This is a genomic window from Motiliproteus sediminis, from assembly GCF_017912535.1.
Lineage (GTDB): Bacteria > Pseudomonadota > Gammaproteobacteria > Pseudomonadales > Balneatricaceae > Motiliproteus > Motiliproteus sediminis.
Window position 1 is genome coordinate 21,118 of record NZ_JAERQK010000008.1, and the last position, 18,312, is coordinate 39,429.

At 47.2% G+C, this 18,312-nt stretch carries 14 protein-coding genes; 7 read left to right on the forward strand and 7 right to left on the reverse strand.

Annotation, left to right across the window (positions count from 1 at the left end; all coding sequences use genetic code 11):
- Positions 1–20 precede the first annotated feature (20 nt).
- Complete coding sequence (locus JJQ76_RS13445) at positions 21–941, forward strand: YeeE/YedE thiosulfate transporter family protein (RefSeq protein ID WP_210397385.1); 921 nt, start codon at positions 21–23, stop codon at positions 939–941.
- 110 nt (positions 942–1,051) lie between these two features.
- Positions 1,052–1,834, forward strand: a complete 783-nt coding sequence (locus JJQ76_RS13450) for a restriction endonuclease (RefSeq protein ID WP_210397386.1) — start codon at positions 1,052–1,054, stop codon at positions 1,832–1,834.
- Between the two features lie 10 nt (positions 1,835–1,844).
- Here the strand turns inward: JJQ76_RS13450 and JJQ76_RS13455 are convergent, their stop codons facing one another.
- Complete coding sequence (locus tag JJQ76_RS13455) at positions 1,845–2,462, reverse strand: class I SAM-dependent methyltransferase (RefSeq protein ID WP_246480821.1); 618 nt, start codon at positions 2,460–2,462, stop codon at positions 1,845–1,847.
- A 9-nt stretch (positions 2,463–2,471) separates the two neighbouring features.
- Positions 2,472–3,599 (reverse strand): cysteine desulfurase DndA, encoded by a 1,128-nt coding sequence (dndA, locus tag JJQ76_RS13460; protein ID WP_210397388.1) that lies wholly within the window; start codon positions 3,597–3,599, stop codon positions 2,472–2,474.
- Between the two features lie 99 nt (positions 3,600–3,698).
- Between dndA and dndB the strand changes: the two genes are divergently transcribed.
- From dndB to dndE, 4 genes are read left to right on the forward strand one after another with little or no spacing between them, the layout of a single operon-like run.
- Positions 3,699–4,796, forward strand: a complete 1,098-nt coding sequence (dndB, locus tag JJQ76_RS13465) for a DNA sulfur modification protein DndB (protein WP_210397389.1) — start codon at positions 3,699–3,701, stop codon at positions 4,794–4,796.
- Entirely contained in the window at positions 4,786–6,426 is a 1,641-nt protein-coding gene (dndC, locus tag JJQ76_RS13470; protein WP_210397390.1) for a DNA phosphorothioation system sulfurtransferase DndC, read from the forward strand. Before dndB ends, dndC begins: the two co-directional genes overlap by 11 nt.
- Before the next feature lie 3 nt (positions 6,427–6,429).
- Positions 6,430–8,394, forward strand: coding sequence for a DNA sulfur modification protein DndD (gene dndD / locus JJQ76_RS13475; protein WP_210397391.1), 1,965 nt, complete (start codon positions 6,430–6,432; stop codon positions 8,392–8,394).
- Positions 8,395–8,397: 3 nt separating this feature from the next.
- The gene (gene dndE / locus JJQ76_RS13480; RefSeq protein ID WP_210397392.1) at positions 8,398–8,790 is read left to right on the forward strand and encodes a DNA sulfur modification protein DndE; all 393 of its coding nucleotides are present in this window, start codon (positions 8,398–8,400) and stop codon (positions 8,788–8,790) included.
- A 35-nt stretch (positions 8,791–8,825) separates the two neighbouring features.
- Here dndE and JJQ76_RS13485 read toward each other — a convergent pair whose 3' ends face one another.
- Genes JJQ76_RS13485 through JJQ76_RS13495 form a run of 3 tightly spaced genes read right to left on the reverse strand, consistent with a single transcriptional unit; the run spans position 8,826 to position 11,226 of the window.
- Positions 8,826–10,106 (reverse strand): DNA sulfur modification protein DndB, encoded by a 1,281-nt coding sequence (locus JJQ76_RS13485; protein WP_210397393.1) that lies wholly within the window; start codon positions 10,104–10,106, stop codon positions 8,826–8,828.
- Positions 10,107–10,117: 11 nt separating this feature from the next.
- Complete coding sequence (locus JJQ76_RS13490) at positions 10,118–10,711, reverse strand: hypothetical protein (protein ID WP_210397394.1); 594 nt, start codon at positions 10,709–10,711, stop codon at positions 10,118–10,120.
- Positions 10,708–11,226, reverse strand: coding sequence for a hypothetical protein (locus JJQ76_RS13495; protein ID WP_210397395.1), 519 nt, complete (start codon positions 11,224–11,226; stop codon positions 10,708–10,710). The genes JJQ76_RS13490 and JJQ76_RS13495 overlap by 4 nt, the downstream gene beginning before the upstream one ends.
- Before the next feature lie 870 nt (positions 11,227–12,096).
- On the opposite strand from JJQ76_RS13495, the gene JJQ76_RS13500 reads away from it, so the two are divergent.
- On the forward strand, positions 12,097–14,814 hold the full coding sequence (locus tag JJQ76_RS13500) for an Hsp70 family protein (protein ID WP_210397396.1): 2,718 nt from the start codon (positions 12,097–12,099) through the stop codon (positions 14,812–14,814).
- Between the two features lie 554 nt (positions 14,815–15,368).
- Here the strand turns inward: JJQ76_RS13500 and JJQ76_RS13505 are convergent.
- Positions 15,369–16,082, reverse strand: a complete 714-nt coding sequence (locus tag JJQ76_RS13505; protein WP_210397397.1) for a TSCPD domain-containing protein — start codon at positions 16,080–16,082, stop codon at positions 15,369–15,371.
- 26 nt (positions 16,083–16,108) lie between these two features.
- On the reverse strand, positions 16,109–18,259 hold the full coding sequence (locus JJQ76_RS13510) for an adenosylcobalamin-dependent ribonucleoside-diphosphate reductase (RefSeq protein WP_210397398.1): 2,151 nt from the start codon (positions 18,257–18,259) through the stop codon (positions 16,109–16,111).
- Positions 18,260–18,312: the final 53 nt, after the last annotated feature.

Below are 18,312 nucleotides of genomic sequence, written 5' to 3' on the forward strand. Positions count from 1 at the left end.
AACAAAACAAACTTAACAAAATGACGCTTCTAGTTATCGCCCTATGCTGCACGGCCGCCCTGGGCTATCTAGCCCAATCCGTTGGACTCTGCATGGTCCGCGGCGTGAACGAATGGCTAAACGGTAAACCGGAATTTTTGATAGCCATTCTCTTGGCCGGCACTACAGCATGGGTCGCCGCGGCCATAGCTTATTTCGCAGGCCTCCCACTACCCTTTAGGACATTTTCCGCCGACGGATGGGTTGTTTTAGGCGGACTGCTATTCGGGCTAGGTACCGCCTTCAACCAAGGCTGCGGTGTCTCGACTCTCAGCAAGCTGGCTCGCGGGCAACTGCAGATGACCTCAACACTTACAGGATGGGTAATCGGCTGGTGCATACTCGCTCAATGGCCAATACCACAGCACCCAGGGGAGCTAGAGCCTCCTTCCGTAATCACATTCAGCACCCTCGCCGCCTTATCGTTAGGACTGAGCCTTTGGGCTCTTCTCGGCGACCAAAAACGAAAAAAACTTTGGTTTAGCATGATGGGGATTGGACTGCTTGCTGGACTCCTATTTCTGTACGAGAGAAGCTGGCCTCCAAGCGGCTTCCTACACAACCTGAGTGCGGCATTGCTGCACAATGACAATTTAAGCTGGCCCACTACTCCCCAATACATGCTGCTGCTGGCATTGTTGGGAGGCATGGCTTTCTCCGCTTGGCGCACCAAGCATTTTGATCTTTACATCCCCCATTGGCACTCCTGGTTAATTCACCTAACGGCGGGAACCCTAATGGGATTGGGAGCTTCACTCGCCCTAGGCGGAAATGACTCGCAGCTGCTAATTGCCTTACCCGCTTTTTCACCAGCGGGAGCACTAGCGATTACAACCATGGTGCTTGGTATATTTTTAGGCCTTAAAGCCCGGAAGGTATGGGTCCAGCCACAGCCAATTTAAGACTCATTTTTTCTGCACCGCCCCCATGGTAGATTCATCCTTATAGAAATCTGGATGTGTGCCACTGCCACTCTTAATAAACAGACCTATGGACCTGGCTAGATAACCACATGGACGCAACGAAAAAGTTGACTATTGTTGACGCTGCCGAAGAGGCCCTCAAAAACCTTGGCGGCGAGGGGTCTGTGGCCGAGACATACGCCCGGATCATAGAGCTAGAGCTCTATAGATTTGGAGCCAAAGATCCACTAGCCGTCCTTCGCATCCAGATGGAGAGACACTGCGAATCTACTACCTGGTCTGGCTCAGCAAAAAAGAAGCGTTTCCGGAAGGATGACTATGGACGGTTTTCTCTGATTGATAACCAAAGGCCCTTAATCGAAAAACCAAAAAGTGACAGCCAACACCTGATCCGCCAGCTCGCAGACAAACTTAAGCAGGACACCATAGACAGAATAGTGGACCACCTTTACAGCCTTGAGCCCGAACAGTTCGAAAACTTTTGCTCCATCTTCCTTGAGCGATACGGCTTCGAGGAAATGTCAGTTACACCAAGGGGAAAAGATGGAGGCATTGATGCATTTGGAAAACTAGAAATCGGCATGTCCAAGCTAGATGTGGCCGCGCAGTGTAAGAGATACAAGCGCAACAACAAAGTATCAAGACCTGATATCGACCAATTTAGAGGTGCCATTCAAGGCAAATACCATCAAGGAATCTTTGTGACCACCAGCACCTTTTCAAAAGACGCCAAAGCGGCTGACATACAACCAGGCTGCGTACCCATTGTGCTAGTAGACGGAGAAAAACTAGCCGAAATCATGATAGAAAAAGGTATAGGGGTTTCCGTTCATAACATCCCAATCTACGACTTCGAGATGGATCTTGTGTAGCAGATGCAGGTCATGACCAATCAGCATCAAGGCTTTTCATAACAAAGGTGCTCCATTTAACCTCATGCCGGCTCAGAAAGTCCTCGCTCTTCCGAACGGCCACCAAACCAATCCCTTCTTTTATAGCAGCAGTGATAATAGATTGGTCGTCATGCTCGACCATAGTTCGCCCCCGCGGGGATGGGCCATGGCGCAAAGTCACCACCAATAATCCATTTACCCCCAACAGCTCGTTCAAGCGATGAAAGACCTCCCGCAAAGATGATGCGGGAATATGCATCAGCACAGCACTGACAAGGATCATATCGAAGCGACCCGAAATATTAACGAGCGAAGGCAAGGACGAAGAAGACCACTCGATGGGAGCTGAAGTGGATTTTCCCTGCGCCAGCTTACGAAACTCAGCACAGGGTTCAACTGCTACAACTCGGGCACTTCTATCTGCAAACCAACGCGCATCTCTTCCCGAGCCGGCACCAATATCGAGAACTTTTTCAACGCGATTTGGCAAAAAGGGCATCCATTCTCCATGAATGGATTCAAACGACAAAGAATCGTACTGCGCTAAAAGCTCTCGAGCTTGAACTTCGTATTCGGCCACCGACTGGTTAACAAAGCTCCGCACCATCAAGCCCACCTAGACTTTCAGTGCACTCAGACGCTCGCAAACTTCTCGCCATGGTATGTCCTTGGCCTCATGAGACCATGAAAATCTCAACGCCCCCTCTACCAGGTCTTCCGACAAACCCATTGCCGTCAGTACGTGGCTGGGTGTGTAGCTTGAGGAAGTACAAGCCGAACCATTGGAAATGGCCACCAGATCCTTTAACGCAACTATCGCCGCCTCAGAGTTAACGCCAGGGATCGAAAAGTTCAAGATATATGGAGCGGATCCATTTCCGTTGTACACCGCACCTAGAGAAGACAGAGCCTCTATCGCTTGCGCTTTAATCTCAGAGCAGGACGCCATCCTCGCCTCATGGTTCTTAAGCGCAAGCTCTGCGGTCAACCCTAAGCCTGCAATCAACGGAACAGGAAGGGTTCCTGGCCTCAGTCCTTTTTCTTGGCCGCCACCATACATGAGAGGCTTGAGTGGAACCCGTTGGTATCCCCTTCTGCGGGCCACCAGCGCCCCGATACCTTTCGGCGCATAGATTTTGTGACCACTAACAGAAATGAGATCGATGCGGGGGTTTCTTAGTGGCGCGATTATCTTTCCAAAGCTTTGCGCAGCATCCACATGCAGATAGGCACTATGCCCCTCCAGCGCCGCACAGTAACCATCTAAGTCCTGCACCACTCCCGTTTCATTATTCACGTGCATCAGCGATACCAGCAGCGTGTCCGAACGAAGGGACCCACTGAGAGCTTCAGCACTAATCCGACCATTCTCTTCAGGCTTCAGGTAGGTAACCTCAAAACCTCGCGACTCCAATACCCCCAAAGGCTCGAGCACCGCCTTATGCTCGATCGCGGAAGAGATTATGTGTTTCTTCCCTGTCTTTAGCCCCTCAACCTCCAGCCCCAACAGTGCGATGTTGTCGCTTTCCGTAGCCCCACTGGTAAAAGTAACTTCAGACTTATCAGCACCAACAACCTCGGCGATCTGCTGGCGCGCTTTCTCAACCGCACGCTTAGCCTGAACACCAAACTCATGGGTGCGACTACCCGAATTACCAAACTCATCGACCATCAAACGAGTAACCAATTCAGCAACTTCGGAGCAAACGGGAGTCGTTGCGCTGTAATCTAGATAGACCGGCATCACTTTACCTGAGAACTTTTCACAAAATGGTTGTTATGTACGTGACGATGTTTGTGTAAAATAACACAAACAAAGAGACAAGGTTACCTGCTAATCACCATGGATACGTCGTTCGAGTACATATTTCCCGCAATCAGGGGCATCCAGGCTGGGCGCGAGTATTACGTCTCGATGTGCCCCCTTAAGCTCATCCCAAGAATCTTCCTATTTGATGAAGAAGAGCTGGTCCCAGAGCTGCGAGCGCAGCGTATCCTGAACAACTCACGCATCCCACAACTCGCACGCTACATCGTAGAAAACGAAGACAATTACGTCTTCTCATCAATCACCGCGTCCATCGATGGCGACGTTCACTTTGAGGCGCTTGGCGATAAGGGAGAGGCCAGCAGAGTAGGCAGCCTCAAGATCGATATGAACTCCCAATTCATTATTAATGATGGGCAGCACAGACGTGCGGCCATCGAAGAGGCCATTAAAGCCAATCCCAAACTCGGCGATGAAACCATCTCGGTTGTTTTCTTCGTTGACCGAGGGCTCCAGCGTTGCCAACAGATGTTTGCCGATTTGAACCTAAACCAAGTCAAAACTAGTCGTTCGATTGGCATCTTGTACGACCACCGTGATGATCGCGCACAAGTCGCAAAACGCGTTGCCATCCAATCCAACGCTTTCAACGGTTTGGTCGAAATGGAACGCAACTCGTTGTCCCCCCGATCACGCAAACTCTTTACTCTAAGCGCCATCTACCAGGCCAACACAGCCCTACTACAAGACCTAGAGGTCGATTCCCAAGAAGCGGCTGGAACTCTGTGCATCGAATTTTGGGACGAGGTCTCTAAGCATATCGAAGAGTGGCAAAAGGTTAGAGAGCTGAAAATAACGTCTGGAGAAACACGCCAGGACTACATTCACTCGCACGCCATTGCACTGCAGTCCCTTGGTATCGTCGGCAACCGGTTGTTAAAGCGTAAGCCGAAATCCTGGCAACGCTATCTAAAAGACCTTTCCTCTATCGACTGGCGTCGGGACAACGCTAAAGAATGGGAAGGGCGCACGATGATAGGGGGGCGAATTTCTAAGGCCTCTCACAATATCACTCTGACCGTTAATCTGATCAAACAGAAGATAGGGCTCGACCTCTCACCAGAGGAGCTTCGCGCAGAAGAAGCCTATCAACGAGGCAATAATGAAAACTGAAAACAACTCTCGTTATTCCGCTTTTAACGAGCTAGGCCTTAAAGCTTCCATTGACGCACTAGTTGCCAAGACCCAAGAGATTTATCTGAGTGACGACATCCCATGGGTGCTCGGCTATAGCGGCGGCAAAGATTCCACGGCCATTCTACAGATCGTATGGCGAGCAATAGAAGAGCTTGCCCAGCAGGGAAAAGCGCACAAAACAGTCCACATCATCAGCACAGACACCCTGGTCGAAAATCCGGTTGTTTCTCTCTGGGTGCAAAAGTCTATTGAGCTGATGCAACAAACGGTCAAAGCTCGCGACCTCCCGCTGGCTCCGCAAATGCTCAAGCCCGAAATCAAAGACCGCTTTTGGGTGAATCTGGTTGGTCGAGGGTACCCCTCACCCCGAAACAAGTTTAGGTGGTGCACACCAAGACTCAAAATCGCACCTTCTAACAACTTCATTCGCAATGTAGTTAAGCAAAATGGTGAAGCCATTCTAGTGCTTGGTACTCGTAAGGCCGAGAGCTCCACCCGCTCGGCCAACATGAGCAAATACGAAGATAGTACCCGCGCAAACCTCAGCCGTAATAAGGAGCTCGATCGAGTATGGGTCTACACCCCAATTGGGGATTGGACAGACGACGATGTCTGGATGTACCTAATGCAAAATAAGAACCCTTGGGGATTAACAAACAATGACCTACTAGGGATGTATCAAGGTGCGACTGATGGAGGTGAGTGCCCGTTGGTTGTCGACTCTTCTACCCAAAGTTGTGGTGATAGCCGCTTCGGATGCTATGTCTGCACCATGGTCGGCGAAGATAAGTCCCTCGCGGCCATGATTCAAAATGATGAAGAAAAGGAGTGGATGGAACCGCTACTCCACATCAAATCGTTAATTGATGTCAACGATACTGACCCGAAAGAACGTGTAAAGAAGCTTCAAGCAGACAAAGAAAAGCGTGATTTTAGACGGATGACAGGTAGTTTGACGGTCCACGTCAGCGACAAGTCTGGAGCTGGATTGGTGCACGGCCCCTACAAGCAGTCTTTCCGTGAACAACTGCTAGAAGAAATCCTGAGGGCACAGATGCAGCTACAACAAAATGGCCCCGATCAAGTTCGAGGCTGGGAACTGATCGAGATAGCTGAGCTAGAAGAGATCCGCCGCATCTGGGTAAGCGAAAAGCATGAAGTTGAAGACCATCTGCCGGCCATTTACGAGCGAGTAACGGGGCAAGACTACCCAGGTGCCAAACATCACAAAAGCCCAATCTTTAATACCGAAGATATGGCCCTATTGAAGTCACTGTGTCCTAGCGAAGACAAACATCAGGTGCTGTTCCAAACGGTTCGTGAACTGTTACACATTGAATACCAGCACCGCTCAAGCCTTAAACGTTCCAAGCTGCTCGAGAATATTGACGAAGCACTTGAGCGGGGAGCCTTCGAGAACGCTGAGGATGCTACGGAATTTGCGTTAGTACGAGAGAAAGAGCGAAAACGGCTGAAAAAGAACCGTGTCGCCAACGACCCCAAAGCCATAGCCCTGTTGGATCATGAAATCCAACTGATTGATTCACGTCTTGATGAGCTCAAACGCAACCGTGAAAAACTTATCGACATTGTGGAAGTAGCCTGATTTATGTTGTTTGAAAAGATAGAGCTCCATGATTTTGGTATTTACCAAGGCTCCCACGAGATCAAGCTCGACCAGGCATCACCAGAGAAGCCCATATTGCTATTTGGAGGTCTCAATGGGGGCGGCAAAACCACCTTCCTCGACGCCTTGAAACTCGTACTGTTTGGTAAGTTTGCTGATTGCTCTAACAGGGGCTCTCTTTCGTACCCAAACTACCTACGCCAAACGATAAATCGGTATGCAGAAAACAGTGAAGGGGCTCAGATCAACCTAAGCTTTAAACACTTCCACGAAGGCAAAGTCGACCGCTACGAAATTGAGAGGTATTGGAAAGCTACAGACAAGACAGTTAGCGAGGGCTTCAGGGTATTCCGCAACGGATGTCTCGACCCAATCCTCAGCGAGAATTGGTATGACTATGTTGACCAATTTATTCCCGCCAGCATCGCTAACTTATTCTTTTTCGACGGTGAAAAGATTGAATCTTTGGCCGAACCAGAGAAATCGGCGGAGCTTTTAAAGACAGGCATCAACTCGCTGCTTGGACTAGACATCGTAGATAATTTGGCAAGCAACGTATCCAAGCGCATTAAGCATAGGAAAAAAGTACTCAAAGACGACGCACAGCGAGAAAAAATAGATACCATTGAGACCGAACTTGAAGAGCTCGAAAGCCAACGGCAAGAGTTGAACCTAAAGCGCGCCTCAGTCGAAACCAAAATCGATGCCGCTAAAGCGGGACTTTCACGATTTCTGGATGAATATCGTAAGGAAGGAGGAGAACTATTCGAGCAGCTAGAAAGTCTAAAAGCTGAACGTAAACATATTCAAACCCAGCAATTAGAAGCTCATAACAAATTGAAGGTTATTGCTGCGGGACCTGCGCCACTAATGCTAGTGCGCGATCTGCTGGATGCGGCCAAAATACAAGCGATCACGGAGCAGGAAGCTAATAATAATAGGGTTATGCTAGATACATTAGCTCAGCGAGACAAGGACCTATTGAAGGCCCTTCAAAGCAGCAAAGCCCCAAACTCGGCGATTGATCAGGTATCAAGATTCCTAAACTCTGATCGGAAAACCCGCGAAAAGAGCCTAGCTACCCAGTGTTACCTAGATACCGCGCCCGAAGCATTTTCCACCTTTAATGACGAGTTGTTCGCAGGTATTGAGCAGCAGATAAGGCATAGTGTTAGCGAGTTGGAAGTGCTAGCTGAGAAAAAAGCAATCAACGAGCGGCGTTTAAATGATGTACCCGAAGAAGAGCTTATTGCAGGAATTCGTGTAGCCATCGACGAAACAGAGAATATGCTAGCTAAGCTTGAGGGTGCAAAAGAGCATATTGAGCAAGAAATAGCTCAGATAGAAGCTAGAGCCGAAGCCAAACACAGCGAACTCTATAGAGAGCTTGAGTCAGAGCAGTCTGGGGCTTCCAAGGCGCACATTGATAGAAAGGTCATTAGCCAAAGCGGTTCGATACTCTCAACGCTACGGCGCTTCCGCGAAGAGATTACAAAGAAGAATCTGTCGCGGCTTGAAGCTCTGATTCTAGAGAGCTTTGACCAGCTCAGCCGAAAGTTCGAGCTGGTCACACGAATAGAAATTGATCCTGAAACTTATCACTTAACTCTGTTTGGGCATAACGAACAGCGGATACCTCCAGCCCGCCTGTCCGCGGGAGAACGTCAGCTCTTAGCTGTATCCATACTCTGGGGCTTAGCCAAGGCATCAGGAAAGCCACTACCTACAATCATCGACACCCCACTAGGCCGTCTAGATGGCGAACATCGTACGCAGCTTGTAAACAACTACTTTCCGTATGCTAGCCATCAAGTGATCTTGCTATCAACCGACGAAGAAATTAATGGCAAATACTACGATCAAATTAAACCTTATATCGGCCAAGAGTTTCATATCTCCTATGATGATAATGAAAAAACATCAACTGTTACAGAAGGGTATTTTTAAGCGATGAGCCTCGAAACTATTCGCCTTTCTGAACGAGGCAAGCAACAGTTAATAACGCTCAAAAAAAGAACGGGTATCGACAACTGGAACGTTCTCTGTCGGTGGGCTTTTTGCAGATCTTTAGCAGAACCTTCAACCCCTCCAAAAGAGGATATACCTTCGGATAGTTCGGTTGAAATGAGCTTCAAAGTTTTTGCTGGCGAGTATCAGAAAATATACCTAGCCATCCTCAAACAGCGAGCATTTAACGAAGGAAAATCAACAGAAAATCATGAGTTACTAAGCGAATTAAGAACACATATCCATAGAGGAATCTCATTTATATCAAATGAGACAAAATCAATTAGTGATTTGATAGAAAAGCCTATTGCAGCGAATAAGAATACGGCGGTTTAATAACCGCCGCATTCTTATAAAGAAGAAAACAATGACTAGTCAATATTAACTACATTTCCCTCCAATACCTCTTGAGAGACAGAATAAGACTCTCCCTTTACATCTTGATATAGTCTTCTTGCCCTTTTAACCTGCTGTTTGCTAATAGGCGCCAAATGAGACTTCAACATTTCAACCAACAAGTTTGAAAAGTCCCTTCCTGTTTGCATTTTCAGCTTACCATCTATCAAAATACAGACACTAGACCAAGGCGCAGATGATAATGACCAGTCAAAACCTGAGAGCTTTTCAAGCAACTCTTCCCAGGTCAATAGCTGTTGATCGATAACATATCTTACAGATTCGACAACACAGCGTTGAACGACTCCTTTTAGAAATGCATGCTCACTACCAGGCTTATCCTTTGACTTCCTGAACGAGCGCAAGTCATCAAATTGAATAGCAATTTTATCCAAATTTCCGCAAGAAGAAAAAAGCTGAGTAACCCTTTCATCAATAACCTTATAAGACAATTCAAGATCATCGTCCGTAGGCCTTTTGGAGACTGCGTGACCATCTATTTGCGTATGAAATGACAATGCTTTTACTATTTCATATAGCTGACTTATTGAAGTTAACGCGTGCCTGTCGCTATCTTTAACATTACCAGCTATTGAAAGCTGCCCTTCGTCACCTGACTTGTTAAAAACTGAAACACGCCCCTCTTCGCCCAGCAAAACGTGCTCACTGATTATTCGGCGTGTGACGATTGCATACCCATCATCTTCATCTAGCGCCAAGTTCTCGCTTTTCGTAGTGGTTTTTGCATTCTTGTTTATATTTGTGAATAGCCTTCGGGTCTTTTCCTTCCCTTCTGGGGTATCATAATGACTTACTAAAATAACGCTGATTTCTTCATTCCCTAGCTCTGGATTTTTCTTGATCGCATCTTTAATTGCTTTAAGTCGATGTTGCCCATCGAGTGCAAAATACTGCTGCGCGCCATCAAAAGTCAGGACACCGAAGCTACTATCCAGGCCAGATATCACACCATCAGCATCTTCCATACTTACCGGCATATATTGAGGATCACCACCATATGCAGCAACGATAAGAGAGCCAAGAAACCGATGTTCCGATCGCAGCAAATAGTCAGTTATTTCCTTTGTTCTTTCAGAGATCCCTCTCTGTATTAGCGAGTTCAGCTCTTGGTTTCCGCCCAGCTCGTATGCATAATTAACTTCTTTAGCAACCTGCGCGTACTTCATGACACAAATATAATAGTTCCAATCACCCACCTTTGCCTTTAGCGCAGGTATTAATGTTTTATTTGACAAAATATTTCTCCTTAAAAAGCAGGCTCAAAAGCAGGAGCTCGTTTATCTTTATTAACCTTCCCTGTAATACGACTTCTATTTCGTGTATTACCAGGTGGATTCAAAAGGGCTATAAGCCTATCTTCAATATCTTCGATCTGGTCTTGACCAGCCCCTTCCATAGTTACGAACCAATAATCCAGCTCCCAAAGATTAAGGACTTTTTTCAATTTCTCATCTCTAGTCATCATGCCAGATTGAGTCCAATGAACAGCCGGAAATAATTTAACAATTTTTTGATAATCGTTTATAAACCGCTGACGCAAACTACTATCGCCTTTACTAGCAGAACCCACATAAACAGCTTGATTAAAGTCTATTGATGAGGTATCGCTTTTCATAGAAAACAAGGTTCTCCAAACGAAAACATACACTCCCTTTATTTTTGGTATCACATCAGCAGATTTACCATCAACAGAAGATATTGTTTCCCATCCATTACCACAAACATGAATATCTTCACTCAAAGCCATGCAATACTCTTCGTCTTGAAGATAATCAACAGGAAGAGAAATTTCCAAAGGGACAGGAGTACTTCTTTTATATCTGGCTAACGTTCTTTTCATCTCTGATTTTTTCCCAATGAAATACCGACAGACTGTATTTTATTAGTTCGAGAACCTTTGAATGTATATTGCCCCTCTATTTTGTTGCCAGCAGATGAGATATTCATCAACAATGTACCAAATGCAGATTTGCTTTTATCTGCAGGTTTAAGACTAAGAACCAATGTACCATCAACAACCTGCCCATCAACAAGGTATCTGCCATGGGTTGACTTATCACCCTCTTTGAAGTCCTGAGAAAACCAACCTTTTAGTTGATGACCATATTGCTTCTCAATGCTAAGCATATAACTTATGCTCGAAACAGCATTTTCTATTGAATCTGTTGAGTTCCCAGCTTCATCACTCATTAACGTAGCATTCCATTGCCCCGTAAGCTCAACACCTCTATATATTTGTTTCCTAATCCAAGGCGTAAAAGCCGAATTCCAAACAACAGCAACAAACCAGACTAAAAAGGCCGCAACTACTCCACTAGGAACCCCCAGCAGTATTGTTTGAACTTCCGAACTCAAAACAGAATCCTCTCCTTAAAACCTCGCCATGAAAATAAAAAAACAATATACTTAACTAGTAAGAATAAGTTTCATCTCAGTACCAACCAAAAAATCAATTGCAAAAAAATACAAATTTTTTATAAGCGCTAAATTAATTAACAAAACAAAGACAAACTCAGACATAAAATCAGCTCGGCTATTTATTGAAAATCAAAACAAATGAGATAGACGTCTTATCTTGGCACCCATAAGCATAATGGGCGATATAGCACTTACGGGAGATAAATAACCACTAAGTATAAAAGAAAAAATCATATAAACATCCTTGTATTACGTTTCCATACCTCAAACCGACTGGAAGATGAGGTTTATTTTTCAGCACCTTAACCCATAACCAAGTCGTTTGCCAATACCCGACTGAATAGCCACCAGTACTCTAGACACTCTCCACCCGTTGCTCGTACCCCCTCTACGATTTGGCTCCAACTTATGCGCTGTTGACACGGTTGGTCATCAATATCGACGATTGTAACAATCGATTCGATCGCTGCAGTATAGTTCGATGCGATGGCCACTGTAAGCCTGCATCAAAGCGCGCAATTTTGATAACCCGTCTCTGTTCAGAGAGGCCAACACTGCAGTAGGGGTAGCTCTTTATAGCTAGTTTGCTTTGTTCCTACCTCCCATTAACGCGAACGCGGCGTTAGCTTTCCGCATACTTCGCAGATGCAGGTGACACCGCGTAGCAATACAAGCCGCAATCGCTAGACTATAAACGGCAGCGGACATATCCAATGGACTTAGACCTTGTATCGCCACTTATCATGGTGGAAACTCATTTGATGAAGGGTGGGTGCTTCAACGGATGAGATTAAAAGGGAATAAATAATGACCAAATCAATTGAAAAGACACTCTGGGTTGAAGCGGTTCAACCTGAAAAAATAAATGGCCAAAAGTACATTCCAACAGCTCTATGTTATACAGAAAATAGTGGTCTAGCATTCGGCTCCGAAGCGATAGATATGCGTGAAGATGGACATATCGTAAATTCTGAGTTTAAGGTCGCATTGGGAGAGGTCGTTCCAGGAGGATCAATAGCAAACCGCCGAGAATTTCAGGTTGATGTAGGCGAACCGAAGAATGCTTATAACCTCACCAAGGACTATTTCGACAATGTACTAAAAAATGTCGAAGATAGATTTCCTAGATCTGAGAGCACAAACTATAAGCATCCTGCAAAGATTATTGTTGCTGAACCTTTGAGCTTTCAAATAGAAGGATATAGTCCAAAGTGGATTTCAAATTATAGAGAAAATATACGTCGCATTCTTGACCGATATGAGGAGGTAGAGTTTCTACCTGAGCCTTTTGCAGTATTTCAATATTACCGTTACGGTTGCCGTATTCCAATTCTTCAAGATACAACGAAGCACGTAGCATTTATTGTCGATTTTGGAGGTGGAACCTTTGATGCCTGTGTCATCGAATCGACGAACAAAGGCGATATAAGTATATCTGGAAAGAGCTCAAAGCCACTGGCCGCTGATTCAGTTCCTATAGGCGGCTTCTTTATTAATCGTGAAATAGCAAGCTACTTGATTAAGAGAAACCTAGAGAATGGAAAAAGAAAAGAGGCTGATAGATATATAGGGCAATACCAGCGGATTTTAAAAGGGGAGCTAAAGCTAGAAGATCTCGGTACAAAAAGCAAATGCTTTATTAATAATTACAAGAAATTGGAGGCGGCGGCAGAAAAATTCAAATTAGATCTGTCTTTGAAGATAAATAATTGGAGGCTGGACACCGATGCCTATGAAAAAACAATCGTCGATGTTCCTCTTGATCCATTTGTAAGCGATGTGTTTGTGAAGGACGAATTCTATGCACATCAGATGAGAACTATTTTTGTTCACGAAGTGTGGAACAAGAAGTTAAAAAATACGGTTTCTAATGTCTTAAATCGCTCATACGAAGCGCTAAATGAGCGAATGATTTCTGTTACGCTTATTTCTGGTGGTTCATCTAATCTGCAGTGGTTACAAGAGTTGCTTGTTAAAGATTTCGCGGAGCAATTAGAAAGTGCAGAGCCAGTCCCCATAAGCCATTCTTTTCAAGAAGTAGTAGCTAATGGGCTGGCCATTGAATGTGCTCGTCGATATTACGATACAGATAGTGAGTTTGTCGCAGTTACTTACAATCCAATCAAATTATTTTTAAATCCTGATGGCACTGGTCTTGTTAAAGACAGAAGGTTCAAATCTGTCGGAGAGAAGATAGATATGGCGCAAGCTAAACCTGCTGACCTCGTACCTTCTGCGCAGTCTTTAAAACACTTTTTTGACTCAGAACTTCAGTGGAAGATTAGGCTAAATAAGTCCCCAAGACATTATTTGGACTATTACTTCAGCCGCCCTGATTCGGATCACGAACTCGATTCGTACAATGTGGAAGAGACTAGAGTTAATACAAGGGATAGCAAGCATTTCGACAGTAATATCACAGTTCAAATTATTATCAGGCAGGACGGCACGGTCACACCAAAATTTATTTATAGAGTTAGCAATCCAGAATTTGGCGCAGAAGAAAACTCAGTTACAGGTCGAGCTTTTCATATTGATATGACTGTCGATGCACATGAAATCAAAACGGGTGATCACTTTATAGGTTTCGACTTCGGGACAAGCAACTCTTCTCTATGCGTGCTTGATAGTAATAAAATCAAAATTACGACCCGTCGCCAACAATCATCTTCATGGTCTGGACTCTCTGCATCTATATCTCAATTGCCCTTCCCGGTTGCCTTCTCTATTAGAAAGTTTCTTAGTACAACTCAGGAGCGTGATATTCCTGTAGCAGCGCGAGAAGCTTTTGAAAGTTGTTTGGCATTCATGGCATACACGGCTGCTGCAGAAGCATCATTGAACAGTCCAATAAATATATTAATGCGCCAATTTCGACACAGATCAATGGGACCTTTGAAAGCAATGCTCGAGGGTGCGTTAAATATAATTGGCAATAATGCAAAGTTTTCAAATAATTTTAGTGATTTATTTTCTACTGAAAATAAAGTCAAGTTGAATAGAGCGATAGTTGATTTTAATGACCATAAGCATGACAAACTCGGAGAGCGAGATGCTGACTGGCAAGAGCATGTTGAACTTGTTGTGAAAGTCATCTCTAAAGCTATGAAAAACAAGTTGTTTGGTTATAGTGCTGAATGTTGTTCCGCTCCTTTTAGTTCTGATAGCTACGAAGGTTTATTTAAGGCTGCAAACGACAATGCGCCCTTTATAAATTCATATAAATACACTTCAAAACAGAATATTAGCGATTCCTTTGCGCTGCTATACGATAAATCTTGCGGAGAGGCGTTATGTCTATCCCCATTTATATTCTGGTTTGACAGGATGCACGCATCTGCGCCTCATGGGTGTTTCTGGCTGGACATGAGAGTAGATGATGCTGTGATAGTAAAGCCATGCGATGAAAAAATTAGTATGAAGTCATCAGATCTTCATAGTTCGCTTGCTCAAGTATTCGATAAGCTTTACGAAGATGGCGAGTTGCTTGGTGGGACGATAGCTATTGATATGGTGTTGAGATGAAGATGCTAAGCGCGAAGGCTGAACGTTGGCTGATATGCGATGATGACTCTTAGTCATAGAAATTGCTATGGAATGCATATCATTCTTTACACGGAAGAGGCGCCGAAGAACTGAAAACTATACATGTCTAACAAATCAAGGAGCAGCCTCTGGCTGGACGCACTTAACGCCCGCTCGTTATTGAGGTTTTACCCAAGTCTTCAATCGTCGGCCTTGTGTTTGTAGCTGCCACCTCGCGCCCCAACGCCCAATGTCCGCTGGGGCCAGTAGCAGACATTGAAAAGCCTGCTAAGCCCCTAATTGCAGAAGAAAAGAGTGAGACCAAGACCAAAAAAGCCGGAAATAATCCGGCTTTTATAGCGATGGACACTTTATGCCCTGAAAGTTAGCAACCGCCAACAAGCCTATTTTTTGATCAGAAAAAGTCTTTCGAAATCAATGGGTGGCACTTAATGGTCTTAAGCATGCCCTGCAAGCCGCATTCTAGCGCTTCCTGCAGGACAACTTATGCTCCAAACTACAGTGTGTGGGTTCGCGCAGCCTAGACCGTTAACTTAACCGCACTTGGAATCGCCGCAGTTAAGGCAGGTGTAGCAGCCGTCCATCAGGATCGCCGCTTTGACGTTGCACTTGCCGCACAGTTGCGCATCGGCCGGGAAGGCGCCTTTTTCGTCATTGGCGGGTGTTTCGGTAGCCGTGCCGCCGCTTTTTGCGGCTTCGTATTGGGCGCGTTTTTCGGCGATCAGTTTCTGCTGATGCTCATCCAGCCCTTCCGATTCCAGCAGGCCGATCATCTTCATGTGGGTTTCGATCGCTTCACCGATCTCTGCCACCAGTGACGGCATGAACTTGCCACCGCGCTTGAAGTAACCGCCCTTGGGATCGAATACCGCCTTCAGCTCTTCCACCATGAAGGTGACGTCGCCACCCTTGCGGAATACTGCCGAGATAACCCGGGTCAGGGCGACCACCCACTGAAAGTGGTCCATGTTCTTGGAGTTGATAAAGATCTCGTAGGGGTGGCGCTGTTCGTGCTCGGTGCCCATGTTGAGAACGATATCGTTGATGGTGATGTAGAGCGCGTGCTCGGACATCGGCGTCTTGACCTTGTAGGTCGAGCCCATCAGAAACTCGGGGCGCTCAAGGTCTTCATGGACGCGTTCGAGCGAGGATTTGGCCTCTTCCGCCGCTTTTTCTGCCTGTTTCGCCTTCTCTTCGGCGGAGATCACTTTGTAGCCGGTGATCGCTTTTTCAATTTTAAATGCCATGTTGCTGTTCCTGTCTCGGTCCGCCGTTAGAACTTGCCGTAGTAGCCTTCTTTGAGCGCATCAAAGAGGTTGGCCGCGGTGTGAATCTCGCCGTCGTATTCGACTTCTTCATTACCCTTGAGTTCGACGCTGGTGCCGTCTTCAAGCTGGAACTGATAGGTGGTATTGGCCAGATCCTGCTCTTTAACCAGCACGCCCTGGAACGCTTCGGGGTTGAAGCGGAAGGTGGTGCAGCCTTTCAAACCCTGTTCGTAGGCGTACAGATAGATATCCTTGAAGCTGTCGTAGGGATAGTCGGTCGGGACGTTAGCGGTCTTGGAGATCGACGAGTCGATCCAGATCTGTGACGCCGCCTGAATATCAACGTGCTGCTTGGGGGTGATGTCTTCAGCGGTAATGAAGTAATCGGGCAGCTGCGCCGCAGGATCGTCGCTGTAGGGCATGGCGTCGGCATTGACCAGCTCACGGTAGGCCAGCAGCTCGTAGGAGAATACGTCGACCTTCTCTTTGGACTTCTTGCCTTCGCGAATGATGTTGCGCGAGTAGTGGTGGGCAAAGCTGGGCTCGATGCCGTTACTGGCATTGTTACCAACCGACAGCGAGATGGTGCCGGTCGGGGCGATGGAGCTGTGATGGGTGAAACGACAGCCTTTTTCGGCCAGCGCGTTAACCAGTTCTGCATCCACCTCGGCCACTTTCTGCATGTAGCGGCTGTACTTGGCGTGCAGCACCTTGCCTTTGACCTTGTCGCCGACCTTGTAACCGTCGGTGGCCATCTCCGGGCGCTTGCGCAGCATCTCGCCGGTAACCTCGAACTCTTCATCCATGATCGGCGCGGCGCCTTTCTCTTCTGCCAGCTCCAGGCCGGTTTTCCAGCCAGTCAGCGCCAGCTCGCGGGTTACCTGTTCGGTAAAGGCGACCGAGGCTTGATCGCCGTACTGCATGGTCATCATGGTGACGGTGGAACCCAGCCCCAGATAGCCCATGCCGTGGCGACGCTTGCTCATGATCTCGTGGCGCTGCTGCTCCAGCGGCAAGCCGTTGATCTCTACCACGTTGTCCAGCATGCGGGTAAAGATGGCCACGGTCTTGCGGAAGTTGTCCCAGTCGAAACGTGCCTTGTCGGTGAAGGGATCAAGCACAAAGCGGGTCAGGTTGATGGAGCCCAGCAGGCAGCTGCCGTAGGGGGGCAGAGGCTGCTCACCGCAGGGGTTGGTGGCGCGGATATTTTCACAGAACCAGTTGTTGTTCTGCTCGTTGACCTTGTCGATCAGGATAAAGCCGGGCTCGGCAAAATCGTAAGTGGACGTCATGATGGCGTTCCACAGGTGCTGGGCGCGGATGGTCTTGGAGATACGGCAGGCAACCAGACCTGCACCGTTGGTGACGTAGTTGTCCTTGGTCGGCCAGTCGCGCCAGACCACCAGCGATTCGTCGCTCAGGTCGATACCGTCACGCTCGACCTCTTTCTGGGTCATCGGGAAGGCCAGCTTCCAGTCTGCGTCGGACTTGACCGCATCCATAAACTCGTCGGTGATCAGCAACGACAGGTTGAACTGGCGCAGGCGGCCGTCTTCACGCTTGGCGCGGATAAAGTCCACCACATCCGGATGACCAATGTCGAAGGTCGCCATCTGGGCGCCGCGACGACCACCGGCCGATGACACGGTGAAGCACATCTTGTCGAAGATATCCATGAACGACAGCGGGCCGGAGGTGTAGGCGCCGGCACCGGACACATAGGCGTTCTTGGGGCGCAGGGTAGAGAATTCGTAACCGATACCGCAGCCGGCTTTGAGGGTCAGACCGGCTTCCAGGTTTTTACCCAGAATATCGTCCATGGAGTCGTGAATGGTGCCAGACACGGTGCAGTTGATAGTCGAGGTCGCCGGTTTGTGTTCCTGTGCACCGGCGTTGGACATCACCCGGCCGGCGGGAATGGCGCCGTGGCGCAGGGCCCAAAGGAACTTGTCGTACCACTCCTCGCGTTTCTTCTTGGTGGTTTCAACATCGGCCAGCGCGCGGGCTACGCGTTGAAAGGTGGCATCCATATCCGCGTCGAGTACGCGGCCATCCTTCGCTTTCAGACGGTACTTGGAGTCCCAAATATCGACCGAGGCGGGCTGGTGCGATACTTCCTTTTCTGTCTGAGTCACAACCTGGAGGGTAGCAGTCATTTGCAGTAAACCTTTCTCTTTATATTACAAGGCGTTAAGTGTGTCTGACATCG